A 25,721-nucleotide genomic window follows, 5' to 3' on the forward strand; every position below is an offset into this window, starting at 1 on the left:
AGCGGTATTTACCCGTCGATCACGTCCGCGAACTCGTACCAGCCGGGGTCGCGTCCGGCGAGCCAGACGGCGGCGTCGAGCGCACCTTCTGCGAACACGCCACGGTCGCCTGCACGATGGGTCAACTCGAGCGTCTCCCGGTTCCCCGCGAGTAGCACCTCGTGCTCGCCGGTGATGTCGCCTGCCCGCCGAGCGTGCACGCCGATCTCTTCGTTCCGTCTCGGAGCCTCCCCCTCCCGACCGTGGACGCGCTCCGTGCGGTCTCCGCGCCCGTCCTCGATATCGGCGAGGATCGTCTTCGCGGTGCCCGACGGGGCGTCCCGCTTCCCGTTGTGGTGAGTCTCCGTGAGCTCCACGTCGTAGCCGGGGACGGCCGCGACCGCCTCGCGGACGGCTCGCCGCAACGCGGCGACGCCGCGCGCGAAGTTCGAGGCTTTCAACAAGGGGACCGTCTCGCTCGCCTCGCGAAGCCGCTCGATCCCGTCGGCCTCGAACCCGGTCGTGCCGGTCACCATCGGGACGTCAGCCTCCGTGCAGCTTTCAGCGTAGTCGAGCGCCGACGACGGGCCGGTGAAGTCGACGAGCACGGCCGGCCGGCGGTCGGCGAGCAGCTCGGGAAGCCGCTCCGCGACCGCGACGTCGACCCCTCCGATCGGTCCAGTCTCGGTACGGTTGACCGCGACGGCGACCGCGACGTCGTCGCGATCCGTCGCCGCCTCGATCACCGCACGGCCCATGCGGCCGTTTGCACCGGTGACGGCGACACGGAGCGGTGCATCGAGCGGAGCGTCGCTCATTCCGACGCCTCCACGAACGCGGGCGTCTCCTCGTACTCGGCGAGTAGGTCGCGAAGCGACTCGCGATGCTCCTCGGCGAGCCGCGTGAGCGGCGACCGAACGTGCGGTGCGCCGCGGCCGCGAACGTGCATCGCCTCCTTCACCGGGATCGGGTTGGTCTCGACGAACAGCTCGCGAACCAGCGGCGACAGCTCGTGGTGGAGCTCGCGTGCCCGGTCGTAGTCACCCGACAGCGCCGCGCCGACCATCGCACAGGAGCGCTCGGGCTCGACGTTGGCGACGACGCTTATCGTTCCCGTTCCGCCCACCGAGAGGACCGGCAGCGTGAGTCCGTCGTCCCCGGAGAGAACGGAGAACTCCTCGTCGCGAGTGCGTTCGACGACCTCGCTGATGAGGTTCAGGTCGCCGGAGGCCGCTTTGTATCCCTGGATGTTGGGATGAGAGGCGAGCTCGACGGCAACGTCGGCCGGGATCGACCGCCCGGTCCGCGAGGGGACGTTGTAGACGACCTGCGGGAGGTCGACCGCGTCGGCGACCGTCCGATAATGCTCGAGAAAGCCCGCCGGCTCCGGCTTGTTGTAGTACGGCGAGATGAGAAGCAGTCCGTCCGCACCGGCGTCGGCGGCGCGCTCGGAGAGCGACAGCGCCTCCGCGGTGTTGTTCGATCCGGTGCCGGCGATCACCGGCACGTCCTCGACGGCGTCGCGGACCGTCTCTATCACCTCGACGTGTTCGTCGTGGGTCATCGTCGCCGACTCGCCGGTCGAGCCGACGGGAACGACCCCGTCGACGCCCGCCGACTCGAGATAGCGGGCGTTCGCCGCGAGCTGTTCGTGGTCCACCTCGTTGGTCTCGGTGAACGGTGTGGTCATCGCGGGATACACTCCCTCGAACGGTTCGTCCGTCGTATCGTGTTCCGTCGTGTACGGCGTCGTGGTTCGTGTGTCGGTCATGTGTCGGTGTGGATCTGGGTTGATCGGTTCGGGTCGTCAGGGGTTTCGGAATCGCAGTTCGTCGATACTCCGCGTCGAACGACTGCTCGCGCGTGGTCCGGGGCCGCCCGGGACGGGGTCGCCACTCCCGCCGGTGGGCGATTCACGCGCGTTTTTTCGAGAAGAGCCGCGTCGCTGGCGGCGTCTGCGTGCCACGATCGGACGCGGTCGGCGTCACGGCCGAAACTGTGTCCCTGATCATTATATACGTTGCGCCTCGACGCCACGTCTCGCACGAGACGGGGGCTCCTGCGAGAACGCTCCGAACGAGGTCGCTCGGGGCGCCGTTTCGCCTTCCCGTCTCGGTAAACCGGGCGTCATTTCGGTCGGGACGCTTTTACTACGTGGGTGGTAACGTTGGCGCATGCAATCGACCGATCTCCGGCTCGGGTTCCTCCTCGACGGCGACGCGAGCGACGAGGAGGCGGCCGCGCTCGGGTTCGCTCGCGACATCGTTGCCGACGCCGAGACGGTTCCGCTCGCCTCGGTGGCCGCAGACGAGACGGCGCTCGCGGAGTACGACGCGCTCTGGTGGCACGCACACGAGCCGGTCCGCGACCCCGCGACGGTCGCCGACTGCGCCGACCGGATTCGGTCGTTCGTCGCGGACGGCGGCGGGCTCTTCTGTTCGTCCCGGGCGCTCGCGCAGGTGAGCGCGCTCGGCATCGACCCGGTTCCGCCGGACGCGACGGGAACGGAGGCGGTCACCGATCCGGTCGGACCGCTGTGGAAGGCCGTCTACGCGGGTCACCCCGCAGTCGACGGCCTCGACGACCTTCGCCACCACATCCGCCCGGCCGGCTCCGAAGGCCCGTACGCGCGCTACGAGAACGTGCTCCCGCAGCGCGGAGACGTCCTCGCGGGCACGTACCGCGGTGCCGACGAGGTACCGACGGAGATCCCGGTCGTGCAGTGGCGGATCGGCTCGGGAACGGTGTTCGGCGTCGGCGTCGGGATGGAGTTCGCTCAGCACGACGACGTGACGACGGAAGCGACCCGCGAGCAGTTCGCGGCGAACGTCTTCCGCTGGTTGTCGGGCGCGTCCGACTACGAGACCGCGCTCGCGACCGGCCGCCCCAAAGCCGGAGCGGAGTTCGCTCGGTATCGGGACGCGCTCGGGTTCGGCCCCCATCGGCCACGGTATCACGTGTCGCCGCCGGCCAACTGGCTCAACGACCCGAACGGGTTGATCCACCACGACGGTCGGTACCATCTCTTTTATCAGTACAACCCGGCCGGACCGCACCACGACACGGTCCACTGGGGACACGCCGTGAGCGACGACCTGATCAGCTGGGAGGACCGACCGGTCGCGATGCGGCCGGACCCGTCCGGCCCCGATCGCGACGGCTGCTGGTCCGGCTGTGCAGTCGCCGTCGAGGAGCGCGCCGACGGCTCCGTCGTCCCGGCCGGCAGCCACGCGACCGATCCGGTCGACGACGCAGCTGCCGACGCCGTGTACGCGCTGTACACGGGCGGTCGGGACGGCTGGCAGCTCCCGTGTCTGGCGAGCGCGACCGACGCGGATCTGACCGCGTTCGAGCCCGTCGACGAGAATCCCGTGATTGATGAGCCGCCGGCGGCGCTCGACCTGCTGTCGACGCCGGGTGAGCCGGCGCATTTCCGCGACCACTGCCTGCTGTACCAGGATGACAGGTGGATCCAGCTCGTCGGAGCCGGCCTTCAGGACCTCGGCGGCGTCGTCGTGGCGTACACGAGCGAGGACCTGCGGGAGTGGCGCTACGAGGGGCCGGCGCTCGTCACCGACGACGTCGATCCCGGAGTCGTCTGGGAGTGTCCCGAGCTACTCCGGTTCGAGGGCGGAGACCTCCTCCACGTCTCCGATTACGGCCACGTCCGCTACGTCGTCGGCGAGTTCGATCCGGACGCCATCAGCTTCCACGTCACGGGGCGTGGAACCCTCGACCCCGGCGCGTTCTACGCGCCACAGTCGCTGACGACGCCGGACGGCCGCGAGATCATGATCGGCTGGCTGCGCGAGGAGCGAACCATCGCAAGACAGTGGGACGCCGGCTGGTCGGGAGCGATGAGTCTCCCGCGGGAAATCGAGGTTGTCGACGGCGACCTCCGACAGCGACCCGCGCGTGAGGTCACCCAGCTCCGCGAACGCCGGCTGGCCGACCGCCACGTGACGCTCGACGACGACGCCGAACGCCTGAACGTCTCGGGAACCGCGCTCGAGATCGACGCCGTCGTCGATCCGAGCGAGGCCGTCGAGGCCGGGATCGTCCTCCGAGCTACCCCCGATGGAGCGGAGTGTACGACGATCCGGGTCCGGGACGACGAGGTCGTCGTCGACCGGGCCGAGAGCAGCCGTGACCGTGAGACACACGACGATGCCGTGCGCGTCGACGTCGCGGGGTTGGAGACCCCGTTCGACCTGCGAGTGTTCCTCGACGAGTCCGTGCTCGAGCTGTTCGTTAACGCTCGGCGGGCAGCCGCGACACGGATCTACCCGACCCGTGACGACGCGACTGAAGTCGGGCTGTACGCCGGCTCCGGCGGGGGCGAGTTCGACATCGACGTCTGGCGAATGGAGTCGGCGTGGCCAACCGAGATCGACCGGATCGCGGCGGTAACGACCGACGTCGCTGGCCCTGAGCCCGCATCAGCGACCCCCGAGCCGATGACGCGAAAAGGCGATGCCGCGGGTTCCGGATCGATGCGTTCGTCCGCGAACAACGAGCGTGGACTCGGGACCGATCCCGACGCCAATTCCAATCCGTAGCTCATCGAGCGTCCATCACCGTCTCGATCGCCTCACAGCCGAGTTCGACGACATCGGGGTCGAACTCGCTCGCGCGAAGCTCGGTCGGCGTGTACCACGCCCAGTTCCCGGCGGCTGCCTCGTCGTCGCCGTCGGGATCGATCCGCCGGTGGGGGACGCGTGCGTAGTAGAGATGGTCGATATGCTGATGTCCGACTGAGCCGTCGGCGTGCACGTTGATGTCGTGTAACATGAGGTGGGCCGGCTCGGGAAGCGGTCGCCCGTTTGGGGCGTCCACGTCGGCCCGGTCGGCAACGAGGTCGGCTTCGAGTCCGGTCTCCTCGCGCACTTCCCGTACCGCAGTCTCGTGGGGCAACTCGTCGCGGTCGACGTGGCCGCCCGGTGGCAGATGAATGCCGAGCCGCCCGTGCTCGTGCAGAGCGGTTGCGCCGTCGTTCACGATGTACGTCGTCGCCGTAAAATGGCGGGTCGTCTCCATACGAGACGATCGCCTCGCGGCGGCTTGGTCCTTCTGACAACGTCGTCGGGGCGTTCACGGTCGACGACCGTCGTCGGGGCGTTCACGGTCGACGACGCGTGTTCCTGCGCCCACGGCGCTATCAGCGCGATTTCCCGTCGACAGCCTCGGGTGACGCCGGCGACGACTCCGTAGCGGATCCTTCCGAAACGTCGATCTGCCCGGTCATGATCCCCTCGAAACAGCGGCTACAGTAGCCGACCGTTCCCGGTAGGCGCTTGATCTCTCGATACGGCTCTCCGCAGTGGTCACAGAAACGGGGGGTGCCCGTTCCGAGGGGGTTTCGTCCTGACGACATTGGTTCGAGGTGGAGTCGAGGACGCTCCCGGCCGCCAGTGTGCGGTGCCCGCCGGACCAGCAGCGTTCATCGTCCCTCTATTAACAAAAGAGAATCACTAGTTAATATAATTTGTTATACTAGCAGCATAGAATAATATAACAGACGTCCCGATCGACTACTCGACCGTAATGCTCTCCTCGGCCTCGAGCAGCTCGTGGTACCGGTTTCGGATGGTGACCTCGCTGATGTTGGCGACGTCGCTCACCTGGCTCTGAGTCACCTTCTCGTTGGTCAGCAGCGAGGCAGCGTAGACGGCGGCGGCCGCGAGGCCGACCGGCGACTTACCGGAGTGGATCCCCTGCCGTTTCGCGGTGTCGAGTAGCGCTCGTGCGCGACGCTCCGCCTCGTCGGAGAGTCCGAGGTCGCTGGCGAACCGCGGCACGTAGCTTTCGGGGTCGGCCGGCTGGATCTCCAGTTTGAGTTCGCGAACGACGTACCGATACGTCCGGGCGATCTCATCTTTCTCCACGCGTGATACGTTTGCGATCTCATCGAGGCTGCGAGGCGTGCCTGCCTGCCGAGCGGCGGCGTACAGCGACGCAGTGGCGACGCCCTCGATCGAACGGCCGGGAAGCAGGTCCTCGTCAAGCGCGCGCCGGTAGATCACCGAGGCCGTCTCGCGGACGTTGTCCGGCAGCCCGAGCGCGCTCGCCATGCGGTCGATCTCGCCGAGCGCCTGTTTGAGGTTGCGCTCCTTCGAGTCGCGCGTGCGGAACCGCTCGTTCCACGTGCGCAGCCGCTGCATCTTCTCGCGCTGACGGCTCGACAGCGCCTTGCCGTAGGCGTCTTTATCCTGCCAGCCGATGTTCGTCGACAGCCCCTTGTCGTGCATCATGTTCGTCGTCGGGGCCCCGACGCGGGACTTGCGGTCCTTCTCCTTCGAGTCGAAAGCGCGCCACTCCGGCCCGCGATCGATCTCGTTCTCCTCGACGACGAGGCCACAGTCCATACATACGGTCTCGCCGTGTTCGGTGTCCGTCGCGAGCTGGCCGCTGCACTCGGGACAGGTAAGATTCTCTTCAGCCTCCTCCGACGACTCCACTCGCTCGTCGTCGACGTGCTCCGCCGTGTACGTTCGAACGTTTTCGCTCATTTGTGATGGGTTCGGGGGGACGGGAACGGGGTACCGAAAGATGGGTCTCGGTTTCGGGTTCCTCACCTACTGAAAAGGGCCCTCGTTACTTAAACCTGTGGTTTGTTATCAAGTTTGAAAAAGTCGCCTTCAGCCCATCGAGATGCCAATCTATCACCGATCTTCACGTGTCGAGTGTGGTATAAGTTTGGTCGGCCAAAAACCGCCGTTCGGCGGACCGTACACATATATAATCGTTTCGCACCACTTCCGGAGGGTCCACGAGCCGATCGAGGTCGACAGTCGACGTCGCCACCCAGCGGTCCCGGGAGATGTCCGCGACAACAATCGCTTTACTCGTGGAGCGAAGAGAACTCGCATGGACCGAACGCGTCTCGACGACGCCCTCTCCGCCACGGACGCGGACGGGTATCTGATCGATGCCTCACAGGATGACGCGAACCAGCTGTATCTTTCGGGGTTCACCGGACCGGATCCGTTTCTGACGCTGTACGCCGACGGTCGCGTGCACACGCTCGTCTCCGGGCTGGAGTACGGCCGAGCGACGGCTGAGTCCGACGCCGACGTCGTGGAGCGACACGCCGACTACGGGTACACGTCCGGCGACACGGCGGAACGATACGACATGTACGCCGCGTTCGTCCGAGACGGCGGCGCGGAGTCGGTGCTCGTTCCCCCACGCGGTCCGGTCGGCACCGCCGACGCGCTCCGTGACCGCGGGATCGAGGTGATCGTCGACGATGCCGATCTCCTCACGACGGTTCGCGCGGTGAAAACCGACGAGGAGATCGAGGCCATCCGCGACACACAGCGCGCGAACGAGGCGGCCATGGCCGCCGCGGAGGAGCTGCTCGTGCACGCCGACGTCGCCGGCGAATCGGTTCCGGTGGAGGCAGTCGATATCGCCGACACGACGGAAGGAGAGCCCACGGTCGAAGCGGTCGAGCCGGGACTGCTCGTTCACGACGGCGCGGTCCTCACCAGCGAGCGAGTAAAGGAGGTCATAGAGCTCACGCTGTTGGGTCACGGCTGTGCGCTCGACGAAACGATCGTTGCCGGCGGATCGCAGGCGGCGGACCCACACGATCGGGGCTCCGGCCCGCTCCGGGCGAACGAGCCGATCGTGATCGACATCTTCCCGCGGTCGAAAGCGACGAAGTACCACGCGGACATGACGCGAACGTTCTGCGTGGGCGAGCCATCCGGCGAGCTGCGTGAACGCTACGAGCTCACGGAGGCCGCACTCGACGCCGCACTCGACGCGGTCGAACCCGGAAACACCGGCGAGGACGTCCACGCCGCGGCCTGTGAGGTGTACGAGGACGCCGGCCATCCGACGTTCCGCACGGATCCGAAAACCGAACTGGGGTTCATTCACTCGACCGGCCACGGGATCGGCCTCGACGTCCACGAACTCCCCCGACTCGCGACCGGCGGCGGCGAGCTGGAGCCCGGTCACGTCGTCACCGTCGAGCCGGGGCTGTACGACCCGGCCGTTGGCGGCGTTCGTATCGAGGACCTCGTCGTCGTCACGGCGGACGGCCACGAGAACCTCACCGAGTTCCCGGTCGAACTCGTCGCCCGATAACGACGGATCCCAGTCAACGCGGCCGGGACCGGAACCCCCTTTCCCGCTGGGCGTGAACCGCCACCGTGAACTGGCGGTACGCTCACACGGCGCTGACCCTCTGTACGCTCGCGTTCACCGCGACGATGGTCGCGCGGCTGGTGATCAGTCCCCTCGTCCCGAGGATCACGGAGGCGTTCGCAGTGACGAACGCGACCGTCGGACTCGCGCTGTCTGGGATGTGGGCCGCCTACGCGCTCGCGCAGTTCCCCTCCGGCGTTCTCGGCGACCGATACGGGGAGCGAGCCGTCATTCTCACTGCGGTCGGAGCGACCGGGGTGGCCTCGCTTCTCATCGCCGTATCGCCGTCGATCGGCACGTTCATGCTGTTCACCGTCGTTCTCGGTGCCGGCGCGGGGCTGCACTACTCCGTCGCGACGACGTTTCTCACGAAACAGTTCGACGACATCGGGCGCGCGATCGGCGTGCACGTCGCGGGTGGCCCGCTGGCAGGGTTACTCGCGCCGCCGGCCGCCGCGCTGGTCGGGGCTCGGTACGGCTGGCGCGCCGGGATCCTGCTGGGAACGGCCGTCGCCCTTCCCGTCTTCGCGCTGTTCGCGTGGCGGATCCGGCCAACGGAGCCCGTCAGACCCGACCAGCCGATGCGAGAGCGGTTCGCTGCGGGGCCGGTCGCCGAGCTGCTCTCGCGACCGTCGATCCTGTACACGACCCTGCTGGCGACGCTCGGGGCGTTCTCCTGGCAGGCCACCGCCTCCTTCCTCCCGACGTTCCTCTCTATCGGGGGCGGCCTCTCGACCGCGCTGTCGGCGCTTCTGTTCTCGCTGTACTTCCTCGTTCACGGCGGAACCCAGCCGATCACCGGGGCGCTCTCGGACCGACTCGACCGCGACACGGCGGCAATGGTGACGATGTCGTCCGGCGTGATCGGTTACGGGTTGCTCGTCGCCGTCGCAGTCGCGGACACGGCAGGACTGGCCCCGACCGTCGCGGGGGTCGTGTTCGTTGGCCTCGCGATGTCGTGGGGTGCGCCGGTGCAGTCGCGGTTCATGGACCACCTCGCGACCGAGGAGCGCGGCGCCGGGTTCGGACTCGTCCGCACCGTGTACATGGTGATCGGCGCGTCCGGCAGCGTCGTCGTCGGCGCGCTCTCCGACGTGGCCGGATGGGGAGTCGCGTTCGGTCTGCTCGCCGCCATCATGGCGCTCGGACTGACGACGCTCGTCGCGAACCGGCTACTCGGACTCGGATACTGATCGGTCACGACGGTGCTGGCCGGTACGACGCGTCGATCACTCGAGGTCGGAAAAGCGAGTTCGGCACTCGTTCCGCTGGTCGTCTCGACTACCGTTCTAATTTTCGGCAGGATTTGGCAACATCTGGCCTGAATCGGTAGTAGTGGTACTGGCGAGGAGGCACCACCGTGTGATGCTGCCGCTGGGCCGCCGCAAGCCCGTATTCCTACTGTGATTTTGATGCAGTCCACTCCTTGCTTCCCGACCGTGCTTCACCGTGAGCGGCACGGAACGACACCGGGACTGTGGGGTCTGACGACCGCTCGCTGTATCCTGTTTGTCGGCCGCGGACTGAACGCCAGACACCCCGGCAGTTTGTGACTCTGCGGGGGCGTCAGAACGGTCACACCCCGAGGGGTGTGATGGAAAGCTGGCGTGGTCTCCCTCCGCCGTGTAGGCAGCGGGATTCGCCCCTTCCATCTTCGATCCGTCAAGGTGCTTCCGCCCGACGTTCACCGCCCCCACAACATCCCGATCACACTCGTACCCGCACTCGGGACAGTGGAAGTGGCCACCATTCCGGCATTCGGTATAATCGTCGGGTGCTTTCACCGTCTTGCCGCGCTCACCGCACCGGGGACAGAACCGGCTCGTGCCCCACGGATTCACCGTCTCCACATCGAGTCCGGCCAACCCCGCCTTGTATTCGACAAGGTCGAGGAGGTCGCCGCGAGCCCACGACGAAATGCTCCACGCCGTCTTCCCCGACACGTCGTCGTTTTCGAGCTGTCCGAGCGACTCGAAGACGACCTCTTCACATCCGTGGAGAGCGGCGATCCACACCAACTCGTTCGCCACATCGTGCTGGATTTGGCGGCGGAGCCGGCGTTCCCGCCGCCGTGTTCGACGGTACTCCGCGAGCAAGTGGTCGAACCGCTTCGTGTGATCCTTGCCCTGCCGCCGCAGCTCCGCGAGGCGGTCGTTGATGCCCTCTGCATCCGCTTTGACGCGGAACAATTTGTCTTTTGACGGGTGGTTGATGAACGATGGCGGGGCGACCTGCTCGTGTTCGCCGTCGTCGTATTGGATGGGGACAGCGGTGGCTTGCTTTTTTACGCCGAGATCGACGCCGAGAACCCGGTCTTCCTCACCACCGACATCGGCGTTGGGTACGTCGATGGGGATGTCGAGGACGTAACCGTGGTCATCATCGTGGTGGAGGGTTGGAGCACCGAGTCCATCCCCAGCTTCGAGAAGAGTACTGAAGCGAGTCGTGGTGGGGAGGCGGATCTCGTGGCGCGTCCAGTCGTGGTACGTGGACGGCTCTCGGTTGTCAGGTGCGTTTAACGTGACGACTATTTTCTCGTCTTCGACGGACACGTCGTGGATGTTGTGGTCGCCTTTGTCTGGCGAGTAGGTGATGGTACCGTTCGGTTCTGGTGTTGAGATGAGTTCGGTGTATTTCGTGGGAAAGTGGCCGTGACGGGTGTAGTAGCGGTTGAGTTTCTCGACGCATTCTTCGATGACCGCCCACGGGATGTACGGCGTGTCTTCGTCGTAGAGATGTGTGCGGAGGCGTTGCCAACCGATACTGCGGATTTTGCGCTCTTCGACGGTGTCAGTGATGAAGTGAAACGCTTGGTATTCGTCTGTGTGGGCGTCGAGGACGTGGGTGACGCGGTGAAAGACGCAGCGTTTGAACCGTGAGTAGAGGTATTCTTCAGTGTCCGCGAAGCAGTCGATGTCGTCGTCGCGGATGTAGGTGTAGGATTGACCGGTGTGTTGTTGGATGGCTTTGAGGTGCGCGTCACTCCAGTATTCTTTTTGAAGGAGTCGCTGGGCGTGGGTTTCAACGAAGGTGGTGAGTCTGTTACACGCCTTGTGGTACTCGTCGGGGACGCGGTGTTGCGTAGTGAGCTGGGTCATTCTTCTTACTTTTTGTCGTCTTGTTTTGGTGGAGTGGTGCGGACGACTTTGACTTCGGAGCCGAGCCAGTCTTTGGGGACGAGGACGTGTGCGCCGTTGCCGACGGTTGTGACTTCGTTTTCGAGGACTTCGTGGCCGTGAATTTCGAACCGATCCTCCATACCTATTGTATATACTTTGTTATAACTTAAAGGTTGTTGTCGGACGGGTCGTGAGATGCTACTGAAGACTGCTAGTTACTGCCAAATTCAACAACAGTTACGTTACCCGTTCTTGTACGACACGCCGGCACCGCGCGTTGGGTAGGTCCACTCCACGTTACCCTCGCGGCACGCCCAGCGGCAAGAGCCGCACTCCAGACAGTTCTCGTAGGCGATGTGGGGAACGCCGTCCTCACCCTCGCGCCAGACGTTCGCCGGACACACCTCGACGCAGTCGTACGTGTGACACGACTCCGCACAGATCCCGGGCACCTTCACGTCGAGGTGTGAGTCGCCGGGGTCGTCGTAGCGGACCGTGTACAGCCGGTCCTCAAGGGTGTCGTTCTCGACGCTCGGTCCGTCCGTGGAAACGTTGGGTACGTTGGGTGCAGTGCTCATCGAATCACCTTGCGGTAGCGGTATGCCAGTTTCGCAGCGCCACGCCAGCCGCCGACGGTCTCGAGGATGCGGTCGCGCGCCTCCTCGGCGTGGTTCTCCTTCGGCTCCCTGTCCATCCGGAAGTACTCCGCGCCGGCGTCAGCCAGCCCGTGTGGCAGTTCCTCGAAGATCAGGTCACGATCCTCCTCGACACGCTCCATCAGCCAGTCGTATCGCTCCAGATTCTTCACGACGAACGACTCCTCGAGCCGGTCGGGGTACGACTGGAGCGCGTTCTCGTCGGTCCGGTCGCGCCGGGCAGCTTCCGCGATCGCCTCGCCCGCGAGATAGCCGCTCTCCACGGCCATGTTCGTTCCCTCGAGGTGGACGCCGTTGTTCAACACGAGCCCCGCCGCGTCCCCGACGATCGCCGCGCCGTCGTGAACGAGCTGCGGAATTGACTCGTGGCCACCTTCCGGGATCGTTTTCGCACCGTACTCGACGGTCCGGGCGTTACGAACCAGCGGCGCGACCGCCGGATGCGACTTGAACGCGTTGAGCGTCTGCTCGGGTTTCGGCTGTCGACCCCGCGCGTCCGCGATGGAGTACGCGAGACCGACGCTTATCGTGTCCTCGTTCGTGTAGATGAACCCGCCGCCGACAGCGTCGCCGACGGCCCCATCGCCGAAGTAGTGGTACGAGACGCCGCCGTCATCGGAGAGCCGGAACCGGTCCTCGATGACGCCGTCCCGCTGTGGGAACTCCAGCACTTCCTTCACGCCGACCGCGACGTTCTCGGGACGCTCGGGCTTTTTCAGATCCGCACCCTCGCTCACGAGGGAGTTGCCGCCCTCGGCGAGCACGACGTAGTCGGCCGTGATGTCGCCGTTCGGTCGGTCGGTTTTGACGCCGACGATCCGGTCGGTTCGCTCGTCGCGTATCAGGTCCGTGACCGTCGTCTCCGTCAGGAGGACGGCACCGGCATCGACCGCCTGTTCGGCGAACCAACGGTCGAACTCGCCTCTGAGCACCGTGTACGAGTCGTTGTGCGGCGGGTCGTGCCACTCCCCGGGGCGCAGTGAGACGGCGGTCTCGTCCGTCTCCGACAGCATACTGAATCGCTTTTCCGCCACGTAGCGCTCGACCGGAGCGGACGAGACGTCGACGAGCTCGCGCAGCGTGGGCGTGTACAACACGCCGCCGAACACGTTCTTTGCGCCGGGATAGCGCCCCCGCTCGATCATCAGGACGTCGAGTCCCTCGTTGGCCATCGTTACCGCTGCGGCGCTGCCGGCGAGTCCCGCGCCGACGACCACCGCGTCGAACGCACCGTCGTAGTTCGGGTCGGCGACGGGCTCGCGGGGCGTTTCCTCCGCTTCCGTCTCGTCGGGTTCGTCGCTCATTGGAGCACCTCCTCGGGATCGGTTTTCCCCTCGAGCCGCTCCGCCAGCTGCGGCGCGATCTCGAAGAGGTCGCCGACGATCCCGTAGTCGGCGTGGTCGAAGATCGGTGCGTTCGGGTCGTTGTTGACGGCGACCACGGTCTCCGCGTCGTTCATCCCCTCGATATGCTGCACGGCCCCGGAGATGCCGAGTGCGACGTACAGGTCGGGTCGAACGGTTTTGCCAGTCTGACCCACCTGGCGTGCGCCCTCGATCCAGCCTTCGTCGACCGCCTTCCGGCTGGCGGCCACCTCGGCGTCGAGCGCCTCGGCAAGCTCGACGGCTGGCTCGAGGGTACCTTCGACGCCGCCGCCGACCGCAACGAGCCGGTCCGCGTCGGTGATGTCGGCGCGGTCGCCGACGTCGCGTTCGAGCACTTCCGTGATCGCGTCCGCCTCCTCGACGTACACCTCGGCCGACTCGATCCGGTTGTCGACGTCGTCGAGTTCGGCGAGTCGGTCCGGATCCGGATCGGCAGCCTCGAACACGCCGGCCCGGACCGTCGCCATCTGCGGACGGTGTTCCGGACAGACGATCGTCGCGAGGACGTTCCCGCCGAACGCCGGTCGTCGCGCGAGTAGCTGGCCGTCCTCGTCGACGTCCAGCTCCGTCACGTCGGCAGTGAGCCCGGCGTGGGCCGGGACGGCGACGCGGCCCGCGAAGTCCCGACCGGTGTGTGTACCGCCGATGAGGACGATTCCCGGCATCCGATCTTCGACCATCTCCCGGAACTGCGTGCCGTACGGGTCGGCTCGATACGGCTCGAAGACGGGGTCGTCGGCGACGAGCACCCGGTCGGCGCCGCGTTCGAGCGCCTCGTCGGCGACGTCATCGACGTCCTCGCCGATCACGAGCGCGACGAGATCCTCGTCGAGATCGTCGGCGAGTCGTCGTCCCTCCGTGAGCAGCTCCCAGGAGACCGCCATCACGTCGCCCGCGTGCTCCTCGATGAACACCCAGACGTCGCTCGCGAGATCGACCTCGCTCAGCTCCTCGGCGGCCGCCGTCTCGGTGCTCTCGTTTTGCGTGTCGTTTGAGTCACTCATGCGTCCACCTCCGTGGCGTCGACGATCGCCTCGAGCAGCTCCTCGGGCGTGTCGACGACCTCGTTTTCGCGTTCGACGGGTTCGACCGTTTCCATGCCGCCGACCTGCGTCGGCGAGGCGTCCATGCCGACCTCGTCGCCGTCGATCCCGAGGTCGTCAGCGGTGAGCTCCATCGGCTCGAAATCGTTCTCGGCGTAGATCTTCCGGTGGAGCTCCGCGGGTCGGGCCTCGAACTCGCCGTACGCGACGGCGACGACGACGGGGAGGTCGGCCGCAACGCGCTCGTGGCCCCCCTCGACGTCGCGGCGGGCCGCGAGCTGGTTCCGCTCGGGGAGCGGGTCTACCTCCTCGACGTAGGTGAGCTGTGCCCAGCCGTTGTGGGCGGCGATCCCCGGAGGAACCTGTCCTGTCGAGGAGTCCGTCGTCTCCTCGCCGGCGACGACGACGTCGGCCTCGAGATACTCGGCCGTCTTCGCCAGCGTGTAGCTGGTCGGCCACGTGTCGCTGCCGGCGAACGCGCGATCCGTGACGAGCGCTGCGTCGTCACATCCCATCGCGACCGCCTCCTCAAGCACGTCGGTCGCCGTCGGTGGCCCCATCGTGAACGCGATGACGGTGCCACCGACCTCGTCGCGGATCGACAGCGCCGCCTCCAGAGCGTCCCTGTCTGGTGCGTTGAGCACTGCCGGGGCGTTCGCGCGGTCGAGTCTTCCCGTGTCCGGGTCTATCTTCACTTCGTCGGAGTCGGGTACCTGCTTGACTCCGACGACGATCCGCCATCCGTCGTCGCCGTCCGACGGACCGTCTCGGTCCGTATCGACGGCCTCGTGGTTGTCGTCGTCCATCGTGGTCGTTTCCTCGTGGTCGGTCATCCGTGCACCTCTATCGTACAGTCGTCCTCGACGCCGACCGGACAGGCGGTCGACGTCGGCGGTTCTCGTCGGAGCGTGAGCCCCGTGACCCGGCCGTCGAGCTCGTGGAGGAGCCCACAGTGACGTTCCGGCGTCACGCGATCGTGTGAGTCGATGTCGATGACGATCCGTTCATCACCGCTGTCGGCGTCGACGTCGATGCGGCGCACCTCGGGTTCGGCCGTCCAGTCGAGCATCCACTCCATCAGCCAGTTGTCGAACCGCTGTTCGTCTCCGACAGCGTCCTCGTACGTCAGCACGTATCGGCTCTCGGGATCCGGGCCGGACGGGGACGAGTCCCCGCTCGGTGGTGGGTCCGGGTTCCGGTGTCCCATATTTGAGAATACGTTTGTAGCGCGGTAACGACAGGGGTTCAATGTACAGTTTTTTAAATAGAGCGGCTACCCCCTATCGGAACCGATCGGTCGTCGGTGAACCTCCGAATCGACCGCTCAAACGGAAGAATTCGCGCCGAAAGAACGCGAGAACTGATCGGCTCGGCACGGAATCCAGCTCGGCTCTCGCGCGAGTCGAACCGTTCGAGGTGGCCGCGCTCGGTCCGTGCTACCCAATACAGCGAGAGAGTCCCGCCCTCAGTGTAGGTTCAGATGTGTTCTGACTAGTTCCTCGGCTCAACTGGATACAGCTGCCGTAGCTTGATACGAGCGTCACCGGTGGTAAATTGCCAGTCGATAGGTCGATCAAACGCATTGTGTCGCTCTTCCCACGCAGCGACCTCCGCTCGGAGCGTCGCTGCGTCATAGATACGCCAGTCAAGACACTGCCGTTTGAGCACACCAATCTTGATTTCGGCCATGTTCAGCCAACTTCCTCGCTTCGGCGTGTAGTGGAACTCGAATCGATCAAGATACGCTTTCGCTTGCTCCGGTGGGAAGAACTCGTAGAAGGCAGCCGGTTTGTGCGTATTGAGCTGATCCATCACAACCCGGATGCGATCAGCATCCGGGTAGTGAACATCTGCCAGCTCAACCATCCGGTCGATCCATTCGGTCGTTCGCCGTCGGTCTGTCACTTCGACAGCCACCCAGCCGGTCAACGGTTCAGTAGTGATGTGTAGCCGCTGTTTCCCGTTACGTTCGTAGCGATGATCGACACGAGCGACCGCTCCCGGTTCGGCCGGGAGCGGATCGCGTTCATGGCCACGAAGTGCCTTGCTTGACTCGTCAAAACAGATGACTGGACGAGTTTCGTTGTACGGTTCGTGGTAAAGAGCAAGCACGTCTTCCATGTAGTAGACGAACTCAGCGTCCAGTTCAGGCGGTATTTCCCAGTAGCTGGAGAGATGCGGTTTCAGGGCGTTTTTTTAGACGGTCTCGGACGGTTTCGTGAGAGATCGACTCGAAGTCGATCTCGTCGAGCATCACGAGTTCATCAGCGAGGAGATGGAGCGTCCAGCGGGAGTGTCCCTCTGGTGGCTCGCTGCAGGCGAGTTTGATCAGTCGCGCTTCAGCATCGCCATCGAGTTTGATTTCATACTCGCGGTCGGGCTTGCGGCGATGAATCGCCGCGAGCCCTCGCTCACAGTAGTTCTTCCGTGCCCGATATGGAGTAGCGATTGAGCAATCGAGGTGCTCACAGATCTTCGAATCTGTGAGCCCTTCGTCTGCTTTCAGGAGAATCCGTGCCCGCGTAATGTCCTCAGCTTTGTGCTCACCGGTCGAAATGAACCACTCGAGCGTCCTTCGCTCCTCATCAGAGAGATCAACAACGTGCTGTTTCCGGCTCATTCCTGTAGATACGCTCCCAGAGAGCTTAAACTAGACAGTCTAAGTCTGAAGCTACACTAAGAACGTCTCTGAAGCGGTAACGTCGGCGTGGCCTTCAAATCCACACTGACACATCAGCAAATCCTGATGGCGGTGGGTTCGATCTGTTGACCCACACTGCGGGCACTCTTGAGTTGTCCACGCCTCTGATCGAACTTCAACAGAGATCCCGTATTCTTCGGCGGTCGTCGCCAGCCGCTCGGTAAACTGCTTGAACGCCCAGAAATTGTGGGTTTTCGCGTTCGTCTCGACCGACCAGCGCGTGTCAAGTACGTCGGTCAGCCCGCCGATATACACCGTGTCAACCCCCTCGTCGTATAACCGTTCGATCAGGTCACGACACAGTGCGGCTTGGGCATGATCGCGGCGGCGAGTGCGCTGGCGATACAACTGCCGAATACGCTGGCTGCTGTACCGGCCTGCTTTGAGTTTTGGACCGTAAGCGGGCGATCTCTCGCGTCGTCTCACGGAATCGGTCGAACAGCTCACGCCCTTCGTACAGATATTGCTCACCAGTTGTGGTGGTGCAAGCGACGAGGTTGTTCGCGCCAATGTCCAGAGCGGCCGATTCCTCGGCCAGTTGAGACGCCTGTGCATCCTCAGAAACAGTCACAGGCTGCGAAGCTCTGAATACATCATCTGTCTCGTCGTACCACAGTTCTAACCTGCTTTGATCGTCATATTCAGGCCAGTTTGGGTCGCCAACGATTTCGAGTCTAAAACGACTTTTCGGGCTGCTGTGTTTGTCTCGCAGTTCCTCGCCAACGACAAACTCAACTCGGGATCGGTCGCCCCATTCGACGGTGTAAGCATCTTTTCGGATGACACCTTTGAGAACACGCCCATCGTCTTCGTTGCCACGGAACCCCGGCGGTTCCGGGTGTTCTGTGACTTGCTGGTTGTCAGGATCGTGGAACTGCTCTTTGAGTCGGAAGAACGGCCGCCATGCTTCACTGTTTGTCGCAATCACTTGCTGGGCGGTTGAGGCACCGAGGACGCCTTTGTACTGGCCTTCGAGCTGACCGGTATCGGCGTCCCATACGTCTTCGCCCTCGAAGCCGTCTTTGTCGTTGTACCGCATCAATCGCTGGTAGTTGATCTCGTTCCAGAGCGCGGCAGAAGCGTCCAAGACCTTCCGTAGCACCTGCTCATCGTCGTCGGTAAGCGGGCGCACGGCGAAGGTGTTGGTACGCTTCACGACGACAGATTATTATACCATTAGTCTTAAAGTCCTTTCGTATGCGACCAAACATCGATATATCACACACGCTCGGTGGTCGAGTCAAAGACTATGCAGAAGCGAACGATCTAGACCTCTCAGAAGCCTACACAGCGGTTCTAAAAGCAGGGTTAGAATCATTGGAGACTCAGGACTAGCAACGCTGCGGTGGATGGTTCAGTGGAGCGCACGCGAGTCACGCCCGCCCTGTTCGGCGTTCGGTTCCGATAGAGGATCGGAACACTCCCGCTTCACGGTAAGTGTAGCTTCAGACTTAGACTGTCTAGTTTAAGCTCTCTGGGAGCGTATCTACAGGAATGAGCCGGAAACAGCACGTTGTTGATCTCTCTGATGAGGAGCGAAGGACGCTCGAGTGGTTCATTTCGACCGGTGAGCACAAAGCTGAGGACATTACGCGGGCACGGATTCTCCTGAAAGCAGACGAAGGGCTCACAGATTCGAAGATCTGTGAGCACCTCGATTGCTCAATCGCTACTCCATATCGGGCACGGAAGAACTACTGTGAGCGAGGGCTCGCGGCGATTCATCGCCGCAAGCCCGACCGCGAGTATGAAATCAAACTCGATGGCGATGCTGAAGCGCGACTGATCAAACTCGCCTGCAGCGAGCCACCAGAGGGACACTCCCGCTGGACGCTCCATCTCCTCGCTGATGAACTCGTGATGCTCGACGAGATCGACTTCGAGTCGATCTCTCACGAAACCGTCCGAGACCGTCTAAAAAAACGCCCTGAAACCGCATCTCTCCAGCTACTGGGAAATACCGCCTGAACTGGACGCTGAGTTCGTCTACTACATGGAAGACGTGCTTGCTCTTTACCACGAACCGTACAACGAAACTCGTCCAGTCATCTGTTTTGACGAGTCAAGCAAGGCACTTCGTGGCCATGAACGCGATCCGCTCCCGGCCGAACCGGGAGCGGTCGCTCGTGTCGATCATCGCTACGAACGTAACGGGAAACAGCGGCTACACATCACTACTGAACCGTTGACCGGCTGGGTGGCTGTCGAAGTGACAGACCGACGGCGAACGACCGAATGGATCGACCGGATGGTTGAGCTGGCAGATGTTCACTACCCGGATGCTGATCGCATCCGGGTTGTGATGGATCAGCTCAATACGCACAAACCGGCTGCCTTCTACGAGTTCTTCCCACCGGAGCAAGCGAAAGCGTATCTTGATCGATTCGAGTTCCACTACACGCCGAAGCGTAGTTGGATAGCAAGACAAAGATACACCGCACAGTGATGCCTCTCGTCCTTACCGAAGTTCTCTCCCACCCAGAATTGACTGGAGCTGTTCAGGTGGATCAAGTCCTCGTCGTTTCCACGTCGCCAACATCGTTGTTATTGTCTCGTGAATCTGGACCCCTTCTGCCGAACGCAGGGTCCGAAACATCTTCCGAAGGACTACTTGCTCGCGCAGAGCCCGCTCTGCGCGATTATTCGTTGAATCAACACCCCGTTCGGTCACGAACGTCAGCCAGTGACCCAAGCCATTGCTGATCTTCTTGATCAGCTGCTGAACCTCTTGGGCCTCGTAACCTTCCCTCACCAGGCCCTCCAGGTGTAAGGATGCTTCCGCCCGCTTCTGCTCGCGGGCGGAAGCGGACGGATCTCCTTCGACGAACGTCGTTAGATCGTCGTGGAGTGCGTGCAACTCTTCAGACAGCCGCTCTGCTTCCTCGTACCGTTCAGCGACGTACTCAGCCTCCCGCAACAGGTGCGCCCAGCACCGCTGCAGTTTCGTGTGATAACTCGAATACGCCGACCAGCCGTCACAACTGAGCGTCGAGTCCTCGGCGAATTCCTCGCCGAGGACGTCTTCTAAGACTCCACTTCCTCGGCTTTCATCAACCCAAAACAGCACTTCGTCATCAGTGACGAACGTCCACGCCCAGTGTTGTTCTCCATCGACCGGAAAGCCTGTTTCATCGCAGTAGACGACCTCACTCTCCCGAATCTTCTCTTTGACATCCTCGTAAGCGGGTCGCAGACCGGCTGCGACCCGCTTAGTCAAGTTGTAGATCGTCCGGTGAGAGATCGGAAGGTCGAAGTCCCAGTCAAACAGCTCGGCCTGTTTCCGGTTCGGCAGTCGTTGATGGAACCGACCGAGAGCGGTTTGGGCCATGATATTTGGCCCAAACCGCCCCTTTTCGGGACAGTCAGGATGCTCAGCAACAACCTCGTTACCACAAGAACAGTGGTGTTTGCCGAGCTTGTACTCGGTAACAGTGGTTGGAACAGGAAGCGGTACGTCAATAATAGTCCGTGAAACGTAGCTATCAGGGCTAGAGAGGATTTGCTCACAGTCTGGACAGAATCCCTGATCAACGAGGATCGTCTCTTCTGGTTCAGGTGCTGTTCGAGTTGTTCCCTCGTGACCTTCGCTGCGTCCAGGCGATGAGTCGCTGGCGGCGTCAGAGTCGCCGCCAGCGTCGTCTTCATCAGGTTCTTGGTCTTCGTCCTCGGTTTGGTCGTCATCGCCTGGTGAATTAGCCGCACCACCCTGTCTACTGGGTGGTGTGTTTGGATTTTCGTACTGCTTGAGGCGAGCCTCAAGCTGTTCGATCTTCTGTTGTTGTGCAGTAATCTGGCGTCGCAGCAGCCGGTTCTCAAGCTTCTTGACTACGAGCTGCTGGCGGAGTAGCGAACTGTCGTCGGTGCGGATCACGGAATCTGTCGATTCCGTTGATCCGCGACTCCCCAGCGACACAGTAATTCAGCAGTAGTGAACGATCTATGAGACTGCTACGAAATCGTCTCGACATGGAACTGCTATCCAACTACGCCGAAGCGAGGAAGTTGGCTGAACATGGCCGAAATCAAGATTGGTGTGCTCAAACGGCAGTGTCTTGACTGGCGTATCTATGACGCAGCGACGCTCCGAGCGGAGGTCGCTGCGTGGGAAGAGCGACACAATGCGTTTGATCGACCTATCGACTGGCAATTTACCACCGGTGACGCTCGTATCAAGCTACGGCAGCTGTATCCAGTTGAGCCGAGGAACTAGTCAGAACACATCTGAACCTACACTTAGCGCGGCAGACCGAGCAGTCAGTCAGGCCGATGGCACGGCCCGTGCGGTTGGAGTGGGACAGCCACGAATGGCTGGAGGCATCACACACTCAGGAAAGTCCCAAACAACAGCGCACAGAGCGGAGTACCGTCAACAGCGACGGGAATGTTGCCGCCGGGGAATCGGCCTAGCCGAGACTCCCACGGGGGAAACCGCGCCGTTCACGGCGCGGAGGATGTCATTCGACCGATGCTGTGACTCCGGAGCGGAGGTCGCGTCCGAGATAGTGGCCGACGATCGCGAGGACGAGTCCGACCCCGCCGCCGACCGCGAGCAGCGCGACTCCCCACTCCTGAACGTACTGGAGACCGATCGGCAGAAAGCCGATGCCGAGAACGTTCATCAGGGCGCTGCCGCCGCCGATGCCCGCACCGGCAATGCCCGTCTCGACGTATTTTCGGGCGGAAAACAGGAGTCCAACGAGGAACGCACCGAGAAACACGCCGGCGGCGTGGCCGATCGTGCCGCCGACGAGCGGGAGCATGCCACCAAGGAACACGCCGAGCCCCAGCGCGACCACGACGACCGCGAACGATTTCAGGGAGAACCACCGCCCGTCCATGCCGATCCGACCGCCGTTTCCACGATTCCCTCCGGACGCCGCCCCGTCCGACGTGGCGGACACGTCCCCGTCCGTCCCGGCGGTGTCGTCGCCCGCGATGTCGTCGTCGAGGAGCTCATCGAGCTCGTCGAGCGGGTCGCCGTCCGACGCCTCCCGCTCCTTGGAGGGTTGCATATCCGGGAAATACGGCCGTGAGCTCTTGTGTCTTGTGTCGATGGAACGCGAAACGCCTCTCGACGGGAACCGGTTCGCCATCGATCTCGCCGATATCGCCAACCTCTCGCTCCCCGGGACGCCGACTCCCGTTTCACCGGAAACGAGGTGTGTTCTCATGACATCCCATCAACCGCCCCCCTGTCGGTGGACACCGACGTCGCCGTCGGGGGCGAACTCGGCGAGCACGGGTATCTCGGATCGCCTCTCGGGGTCGAGCAGGTGCCAATGTATGCCCGAGGGACGCGAATACGGGGTTTCCGTCCGGACGACGCGGTCCGGCGTCACGACGAGGTCGAGAGGCACGTCGTGGTCGTCCGGGTCGGGGAGCACAGTCGGGTCCGGAATCGGTGACGGCGACTCGTCGGCGACCTGTCGTTCGTGGACCGTCGTGGCGACACGTGTCGAGTCGTCGACCGCATCGAGTTCGCGGAGCACCGCCCACTCGAGGTCGCTGTACCCCTCGCCTTTTCCGATCCGCGCACCGGCGGTCGTCACGGCGACGGAGCCGGCGACCACGAGGTCGACGTGGGGAACCGCATCCGGACCGACCGGTACGCCGTGTTTCGATACGCCCGAAACGGTCGTCGCCTCGTCGATGTCGTCGACGTCGACAGGGTCGAGTCGGAGGAACGGCTGTGGATCGCGAAGCCGTGGCTGTGCCATGAACACCGTCTTTCCGGCCCGGAGTGCAGCCCGACGAACGGGAAGCTGCGGTGCGTCCGGGTTGCATTTGAGCGTCTCGGCAGCCGTCCACTCCGGCGTCTCGACCAGTCGGTCACACGCACCCTCCGCGCCGGCGAAGTTTGGGATGCGACCGTGTGGCGGGAACGGAAACCGAGCGTCCCCGCTGTCCTCCAGTACGTCCCACACTGCCTCACGAACCTCGTCTTTCTCCATCGGTCGTTTCTCGACGACGCTTCGAGCCGCCGCACCGAAAGGGTGACGCTGCTTTTATGTATCGAATGTGTGTCATTCGGCGATATGCTCGAGGATGGACTGTCGTATCCCGTGCGGGGCGACTGGATCGGACGTGTGATCATCGGCGGCGTGCTCGGATTCCTCTCCTGGCTCGTCATTCCGGCGTTCCTGCTTTTCGGATACTTCGTCGAGGTGCTGGAGTCGACCGTGGCGGGCGAGGAGACCCCGCCGGAGTTCGAGGAGTGGGGAGATCTGCTCGTTCGCGGGATCGTTGCGACGGTGATCGCGTTAGCGTACGTCATTCTGCCGATGATCGCCTACGCACTGTTCGTCATGGTCGTCATCGGCACCGGCGGAGTGATAGGCGGTGACGCGGGGGCGCTCATCGGTGGGCTCGGACTGCTTGGGGCCCTTGCGTTCATCCCGGTGGTGTTTCTGGCGTACTACGCGGTTCCGGCCGCGCTCACCGCGTACGCCGTTCGCGACGACGCGGCTGCCGCCTTCGATATCGGTCTCCTGAAGCCGACGCTTTTGAGTGTCGACTACCTCGTGGCCGTGCTCATGCCGCTCGTCGTGGCGTTCGTGCTCTGGATCGCGACCGGGATCCTCGCCGTGACGGTTATCGGACTCGTGCTCGTGCCGTTCGTGCAGTTTTACGGTCAGGTGGCCGTGTTCCGCATGTTCGGGATCGCGTTCGGCGCACGGAGCGACGAACTCGCCGCCGGATCGGCCTGACGCGAACACCGAGGCGGCGACGGTGACGCGGTACTTAAAAGTCTGAGACTCGGAGTACCGACCATGTTCGAAGACCGGCCGGACCGTGACGCCGAAGTCGTTCTCGTGGGGCGCTCGAACGTCGGGAAATCCACGATCATGCGGGAGCTGACGGGGCACGACTTCTCGACGGGTGGAAAGCCGGGCGTTACCCGGAAGCCGAACCATTACGACTGGGCGAGCGAGTCGTTCATGTTCACGGATCTGCCGGGGTTCGGGTTCATGTCCGGCGTCGAGGCGGATCGCCGCGAGGAGATCAAAGCGAACGTCGTCCGATACGTGGAGGCGAACGCGGACGCGATCCTCGCGGGCGTCGTCGTTATCGACGGGAAAAGCGCGGTCGACATCATCGACCGTCATCGCGAGCGGGGGAACGTTCCCCACGACGTCGAGATGTTTCAGTTCCTCGAGGACGTGGGCATCGAGCCGATCGTCGCCGTAAATAAGACTGACAAGATCGACGACCTCGACGAGCGTCTCGACGAAGTGTGTGACCGGCTCGGACTGTACCCGCCGTGGCAGCAGTGGTCGGACACTATCGCGCCCGTCTGTGCGAAACGGGGCGACATCGACGCCTTAGAACAGTGTTTGCGCGAGCGGTTCCACGCGCACAACCGTGACGACCTGCTGAAGTTCGTCTCCTAGACGGCCGCGCCGGTCTCGTTCTCGCTCGCGCCGCCGGGGAACGTTGATCCCTGTGCCTCGAGCAGCTCCTGATAGCGGTTCCGGATCGTCACTTCGCTCATGTCGGTCACCTCGCTGACCTCGCTCTGCGTGAGGTCGACGTTGGTGAGCTGTCCCGCCGCGTACAACGCGGCGGCCGCGAGCCCGACGGGCGATTTTCCGCTGTGGACGTTCCGCCGCTTGGCCTCCGCGAGCAGCTCGCGGGCGAGCCGTTCCGTTTCGTCCGGAACGTCAAGGTCGCTGGCGAACCGTGGCAGGTAGCTCTCGGGGTCGGCCGGCTGGATCTCCAGTTTGAGCTCCTTGTTGATGTAGCGGTACGCCCGCTTGAACTCCTCGGCGTCAACCCGCGAGACGTGTGCGACCTCGTCGATCGAGCGCGGCACGCCCTCCATACGCGCGGCGGCGTGAAGGCTCGCGGTGGCGATCCCCTCGATCGACCGCCCGGGGAGCATATCGTTGTCGAGCGCCTGACGGTAGATCACCGAGGCGGTCTCACGGACGTTCTTCGGCAGTCCGAGAGCGCTGGCCATGCGGTCGATCTCGCCGAGCGCCTGCTTGAGGTTGCGCTCCTTCGAGTCGCGCGTGCGGAACCGCTCGTTCCACGTGCGCAGCCGCTGCATCTTCTGCCGCTGGCTGTTCGAGAGCGTGTTGCCGTACCCGTCTTTGTCCTGCCAGCCGATGTTCGTCGACAGCCCCTTGTCGTGCATCGTGTTCGTCGTCGGGGCACCGACGCGGCTTTTCTCGTCGCGCTCGGCGCTGTCGAAGGCGCGCCACTCCGGCCCGCGGTCGATCTCGTCCTCCTCGACGACGAGACCGCACTCGGTACAGACCGTCTCGGCGCCCTCGCTGCGGAGATCGCCGTCACACTCCGGACAGAGGAGCGCCGATTCGGTCGTCTTCTCGCTTTCGTTCGTCTCCGTGGGACGGTCCGTCGGCTCCTCGTCGCGGGTCGCCGGGTCGTCGGCGCGGCGTTCGGCTCGTTCGCCGCGTTCGGGCCGATCCCGTGCGGCGTCGTGCTGTTCGTGCGTGTCGGTGTGCTGGTGAGCACGGAAGCGTGGTGAACTCATGATGAACTGAAGCGACGGCGACGAGGAGGTGAAAACGGTATCGTCGCAGTCGTGTTTCCTTCACGAACAGTTAGGAACCTCAGGTATATAAATGTTTGTGTGGTGGCGTACCACGGTGTTCGAGAACAGGGACACAGAAACCACTGTTTCCGGGCGACTGAGCGGTTTCGATCGGGAGTTTCTC

Annotated in this window: 24 protein-coding genes and 2 pseudogenes; 8 read left to right on the forward strand and 18 right to left on the reverse strand. The window is 63.7% G+C overall.

All coding sequences use genetic code 11. The features are described 5' to 3' along the window. Positions 1–8: 8 nt before the first annotated feature. A complete protein-coding gene (gene dapB / locus ACYQ0R_RS07200) occupies positions 9–797 on the reverse strand; it encodes a 4-hydroxy-tetrahydrodipicolinate reductase (protein WP_459822002.1) in 789 nt (262 codons plus the stop codon). Beyond that, the gene (gene dapA, locus ACYQ0R_RS07205) at positions 794–1,750 is read right to left on the reverse strand and encodes a 4-hydroxy-tetrahydrodipicolinate synthase (RefSeq protein WP_459822004.1); all 957 of its coding nucleotides are present in this window, start codon (positions 1,748–1,750) and stop codon (positions 794–796) included. Before dapA ends, dapB begins: the two co-directional genes overlap by 4 nt. Before the next feature lie 403 nt (positions 1,751–2,153). On the opposite strand from dapA, the gene ACYQ0R_RS07210 reads away from it, so the two are divergent. Beyond that, positions 2,154–4,538, forward strand: coding sequence for a GH32 C-terminal domain-containing protein (locus ACYQ0R_RS07210; protein WP_459822006.1), 2,385 nt, complete (start codon positions 2,154–2,156; stop codon positions 4,536–4,538). A 1-nt stretch (position 4,539) separates the two neighbouring features. Here the strand turns inward: ACYQ0R_RS07210 and ACYQ0R_RS07215 are convergent, their stop codons facing one another. Together ACYQ0R_RS07215 and ACYQ0R_RS07220 are read right to left on the reverse strand one after the other, a co-directional pair. After that, entirely contained in the window at positions 4,540–5,016 is a 477-nt protein-coding gene (locus ACYQ0R_RS07215) for an NUDIX hydrolase (RefSeq protein ID WP_459822007.1), read from the reverse strand. Between the two features lie 494 nt (positions 5,017–5,510). After that, positions 5,511–6,488, reverse strand: a complete 978-nt coding sequence (locus ACYQ0R_RS07220; protein ID WP_459822009.1) for a transcription initiation factor IIB — start codon at positions 6,486–6,488, stop codon at positions 5,511–5,513. Between the two features lie 358 nt (positions 6,489–6,846). Between ACYQ0R_RS07220 and ACYQ0R_RS07225 the strand changes: the two genes are divergently transcribed. Both ACYQ0R_RS07225 and ACYQ0R_RS07230 read left to right on the forward strand, forming a co-directional pair. Continuing rightward, positions 6,847–8,076, forward strand: coding sequence for a M24 family metallopeptidase (locus ACYQ0R_RS07225; protein ID WP_459822011.1), 1,230 nt, complete (start codon positions 6,847–6,849; stop codon positions 8,074–8,076). Positions 8,077–8,141: 65 nt separating this feature from the next. Then, positions 8,142–9,329, forward strand: a complete 1,188-nt coding sequence (locus ACYQ0R_RS07230) for an MFS transporter (protein WP_459822013.1) — start codon at positions 8,142–8,144, stop codon at positions 9,327–9,329. 96 nt (positions 9,330–9,425) lie between these two features. On the opposite strand, the gene ACYQ0R_RS07235 is transcribed toward ACYQ0R_RS07230, so the two are convergent. From ACYQ0R_RS07235 to ACYQ0R_RS07280, 10 genes and pseudogenes are all read right to left on the reverse strand, one after another. Further along, positions 9,426–11,234 carry a zinc ribbon domain-containing protein gene (locus tag ACYQ0R_RS07235; protein ID WP_459822015.1) on the reverse strand — a complete coding sequence of 603 codons (1,809 nt, stop codon included), beginning with the start codon at positions 11,232–11,234 and terminating at the stop codon, positions 9,426–9,428. Positions 11,235–11,239: 5 nt separating this feature from the next. Next, entirely contained in the window at positions 11,240–11,395 is a 156-nt protein-coding gene (locus tag ACYQ0R_RS07240) for a DUF2080 family transposase-associated protein (RefSeq protein WP_459822017.1), read from the reverse strand. A 102-nt stretch (positions 11,396–11,497) separates the two neighbouring features. Continuing rightward, positions 11,498–11,833, reverse strand: a complete 336-nt coding sequence (locus tag ACYQ0R_RS07245) for a ferredoxin family protein (RefSeq protein ID WP_459822018.1) — start codon at positions 11,831–11,833, stop codon at positions 11,498–11,500. Beyond that, positions 11,830–13,215: an FAD-dependent oxidoreductase gene (locus tag ACYQ0R_RS07250; protein ID WP_459822020.1), complete on the reverse strand. Its 1,386-nt coding sequence runs from the start codon at positions 13,213–13,215 to the stop codon at positions 11,830–11,832. The genes ACYQ0R_RS07245 and ACYQ0R_RS07250 overlap by 4 nt, the downstream gene beginning before the upstream one ends. After that, on the reverse strand, positions 13,212–14,300 hold the full coding sequence (locus ACYQ0R_RS07255) for an electron transfer flavoprotein subunit alpha/FixB family protein (RefSeq protein ID WP_459822022.1): 1,089 nt from the start codon (positions 14,298–14,300) through the stop codon (positions 13,212–13,214). Before ACYQ0R_RS07255 ends, ACYQ0R_RS07250 begins: the two co-directional genes overlap by 4 nt. Beyond that, complete coding sequence (locus ACYQ0R_RS07260) at positions 14,297–15,145, reverse strand: electron transfer flavoprotein subunit beta/FixA family protein (RefSeq protein WP_459825703.1); 849 nt, start codon at positions 15,143–15,145, stop codon at positions 14,297–14,299. The genes ACYQ0R_RS07255 and ACYQ0R_RS07260 overlap by 4 nt, the downstream gene beginning before the upstream one ends. Before the next feature lie 23 nt (positions 15,146–15,168). Next, the gene (locus ACYQ0R_RS07265; RefSeq protein ID WP_459822024.1) at positions 15,169–15,546 is read right to left on the reverse strand and encodes a hypothetical protein; all 378 of its coding nucleotides are present in this window, start codon (positions 15,544–15,546) and stop codon (positions 15,169–15,171) included. Positions 15,547–15,830: 284 nt separating this feature from the next. After that, positions 15,831–16,526: an IS630 family transposase gene (locus ACYQ0R_RS07270; RefSeq protein ID WP_459825705.1), complete on the reverse strand. Its 696-nt coding sequence runs from the start codon at positions 16,524–16,526 to the stop codon at positions 15,831–15,833. Next, positions 16,486–16,959 (reverse strand): helix-turn-helix domain-containing protein, encoded by a 474-nt coding sequence (locus ACYQ0R_RS07275; RefSeq protein WP_459821791.1) that lies wholly within the window; start codon positions 16,957–16,959, stop codon positions 16,486–16,488. Before ACYQ0R_RS07275 ends, ACYQ0R_RS07270 begins: the two co-directional genes overlap by 41 nt. A gap of 57 nt (positions 16,960–17,016) precedes the next feature. After that, positions 17,017–18,196, reverse strand: a pseudogene (locus tag ACYQ0R_RS07280) (RNA-guided endonuclease InsQ/TnpB family protein); the annotation flags it as partial. A 338-nt stretch (positions 18,197–18,534) separates the two neighbouring features. Between ACYQ0R_RS07280 and ACYQ0R_RS07285 the strand changes: the two are divergent. Both ACYQ0R_RS07285 and ACYQ0R_RS07290 read left to right on the forward strand, forming a co-directional pair. Next, positions 18,535–19,008 carry a helix-turn-helix domain-containing protein gene (locus ACYQ0R_RS07285; protein WP_459821791.1) on the forward strand — a complete coding sequence of 158 codons (474 nt, stop codon included), beginning with the start codon at positions 18,535–18,537 and terminating at the stop codon, positions 19,006–19,008. A gap of 25 nt (positions 19,009–19,033) precedes the next feature. Then, positions 19,034–19,486 (forward strand): transposase, encoded by a 453-nt coding sequence (locus ACYQ0R_RS07290; protein ID WP_459822025.1) that lies wholly within the window; start codon positions 19,034–19,036, stop codon positions 19,484–19,486. 12 nt (positions 19,487–19,498) lie between these two features. On the opposite strand, the gene tnpC is transcribed toward ACYQ0R_RS07290, so the two are convergent. Then, positions 19,499–20,953: an IS66 family transposase gene (gene tnpC / locus ACYQ0R_RS07295; RefSeq protein WP_459820641.1), complete on the reverse strand. Its 1,455-nt coding sequence runs from the start codon at positions 20,951–20,953 to the stop codon at positions 19,499–19,501. Between the two features lie 72 nt (positions 20,954–21,025). Here tnpC and ACYQ0R_RS07300 point away from each other — a divergent pair. Continuing rightward, positions 21,026–21,250: pseudogene (locus tag ACYQ0R_RS07300) on the forward strand (IS630 family transposase); the annotation flags it as partial. Between the two features lie 244 nt (positions 21,251–21,494). Here ACYQ0R_RS07300 and ACYQ0R_RS07305 read toward each other — a convergent pair. Further along, positions 21,495–22,052 carry a hypothetical protein gene (locus ACYQ0R_RS07305; protein ID WP_459822027.1) on the reverse strand — a complete coding sequence of 186 codons (558 nt, stop codon included), beginning with the start codon at positions 22,050–22,052 and terminating at the stop codon, positions 21,495–21,497. Between the two features lie 168 nt (positions 22,053–22,220). Beyond that, positions 22,221–22,991: a 5-formyltetrahydrofolate cyclo-ligase gene (locus ACYQ0R_RS07310; protein ID WP_459822029.1), complete on the reverse strand. Its 771-nt coding sequence runs from the start codon at positions 22,989–22,991 to the stop codon at positions 22,221–22,223. An 84-nt stretch (positions 22,992–23,075) separates the two neighbouring features. Between ACYQ0R_RS07310 and ACYQ0R_RS07315 the strand changes: the two genes are divergently transcribed. Together ACYQ0R_RS07315 and engB are read left to right on the forward strand one after the other, a co-directional pair. Further along, entirely contained in the window at positions 23,076–23,747 is a 672-nt protein-coding gene (locus ACYQ0R_RS07315; protein WP_459822031.1) for a DUF4013 domain-containing protein, read from the forward strand. A 63-nt stretch (positions 23,748–23,810) separates the two neighbouring features. Then, entirely contained in the window at positions 23,811–24,431 is a 621-nt protein-coding gene (gene engB, locus ACYQ0R_RS07320; RefSeq protein ID WP_459822033.1) for a GTP-binding protein EngB, read from the forward strand. Here engB and ACYQ0R_RS07325 read toward each other — a convergent pair. Then, a complete protein-coding gene (locus ACYQ0R_RS07325; RefSeq protein ID WP_459822035.1) occupies positions 24,428–25,537 on the reverse strand; it encodes a transcription initiation factor IIB in 1,110 nt (369 codons plus the stop codon). The two genes, engB and ACYQ0R_RS07325, sit on opposite strands and share 4 nt — an antisense overlap. Between the last annotated feature and the right edge of the window lie 184 nt (positions 25,538–25,721).

This window comes from Halorubrum luteum, from assembly GCF_054652935.1.

Excerpts from the sequence above, each read along its gene's own strand:
- dapB (WP_459822002.1), bottom strand. The coding sequence starts at position 797 with ATGAGCGACGCTCCGCTCGATGCACCGCTCCGTGTCGCCGTCACCGGT.
- dapA (WP_459822004.1), bottom strand. The coding sequence starts at position 1,750 with ATGACCGACACACGAACCACGACGCCGTACACGACGGAACACGATACG.
- ACYQ0R_RS07210 (WP_459822006.1), top strand. The coding sequence starts at position 2,154 with ATGCAATCGACCGATCTCCGGCTCGGGTTCCTCCTCGACGGCGACGCG.
- ACYQ0R_RS07215 (WP_459822007.1), bottom strand. The coding sequence starts at position 5,016 with ATGGAGACGACCCGCCATTTTACGGCGACGACGTACATCGTGAACGAC.
- ACYQ0R_RS07220 (WP_459822009.1), bottom strand. The coding sequence starts at position 6,488 with ATGAGCGAAAACGTTCGAACGTACACGGCGGAGCACGTCGACGACGAG.
- ACYQ0R_RS07225 (WP_459822011.1), top strand. The coding sequence starts at position 6,847 with ATGGACCGAACGCGTCTCGACGACGCCCTCTCCGCCACGGACGCGGAC.
- ACYQ0R_RS07235 (WP_459822015.1), bottom strand. The coding sequence starts at position 11,234 with ATGACCCAGCTCACTACGCAACACCGCGTCCCCGACGAGTACCACAAG.
- ACYQ0R_RS07240 (WP_459822017.1), bottom strand. The coding sequence starts at position 11,395 with ATGGAGGATCGGTTCGAAATTCACGGCCACGAAGTCCTCGAAAACGAA.
- ACYQ0R_RS07245 (WP_459822018.1), bottom strand. The coding sequence starts at position 11,833 with ATGAGCACTGCACCCAACGTACCCAACGTTTCCACGGACGGACCGAGC.
- ACYQ0R_RS07250 (WP_459822020.1), bottom strand. The coding sequence starts at position 13,215 with ATGAGCGACGAACCCGACGAGACGGAAGCGGAGGAAACGCCCCGCGAG.
- ACYQ0R_RS07255 (WP_459822022.1), bottom strand. The coding sequence starts at position 14,300 with ATGAGTGACTCAAACGACACGCAAAACGAGAGCACCGAGACGGCGGCC.
- ACYQ0R_RS07260 (WP_459825703.1), bottom strand. The coding sequence starts at position 15,145 with ATGGACGACGACAACCACGAGGCCGTCGATACGGACCGAGACGGTCCG.
- ACYQ0R_RS07265 (WP_459822024.1), bottom strand. The coding sequence starts at position 15,546 with ATGGGACACCGGAACCCGGACCCACCACCGAGCGGGGACTCGTCCCCG.
- ACYQ0R_RS07275 (WP_459821791.1), bottom strand. The coding sequence starts at position 16,959 with ATGAGCCGGAAACAGCACGTTGTTGATCTCTCTGATGAGGAGCGAAGG.
- ACYQ0R_RS07285 (WP_459821791.1), top strand. The coding sequence starts at position 18,535 with ATGAGCCGGAAACAGCACGTTGTTGATCTCTCTGATGAGGAGCGAAGG.
- ACYQ0R_RS07290 (WP_459822025.1), top strand. The coding sequence starts at position 19,034 with ATGGAAGACGTGCTTGCTCTTTACCACGAACCGTACAACGAAACTCGT.
- ACYQ0R_RS07305 (WP_459822027.1), bottom strand. The coding sequence starts at position 22,052 with ATGCAACCCTCCAAGGAGCGGGAGGCGTCGGACGGCGACCCGCTCGAC.
- ACYQ0R_RS07310 (WP_459822029.1), bottom strand. The coding sequence starts at position 22,991 with ATGGAGAAAGACGAGGTTCGTGAGGCAGTGTGGGACGTACTGGAGGAC.
- ACYQ0R_RS07315 (WP_459822031.1), top strand. The coding sequence starts at position 23,076 with ATGCTCGAGGATGGACTGTCGTATCCCGTGCGGGGCGACTGGATCGGA.
- engB (WP_459822033.1), top strand. The coding sequence starts at position 23,811 with ATGTTCGAAGACCGGCCGGACCGTGACGCCGAAGTCGTTCTCGTGGGG.
- ACYQ0R_RS07325 (WP_459822035.1), bottom strand. The coding sequence starts at position 25,537 with ATGAGTTCACCACGCTTCCGTGCTCACCAGCACACCGACACGCACGAA.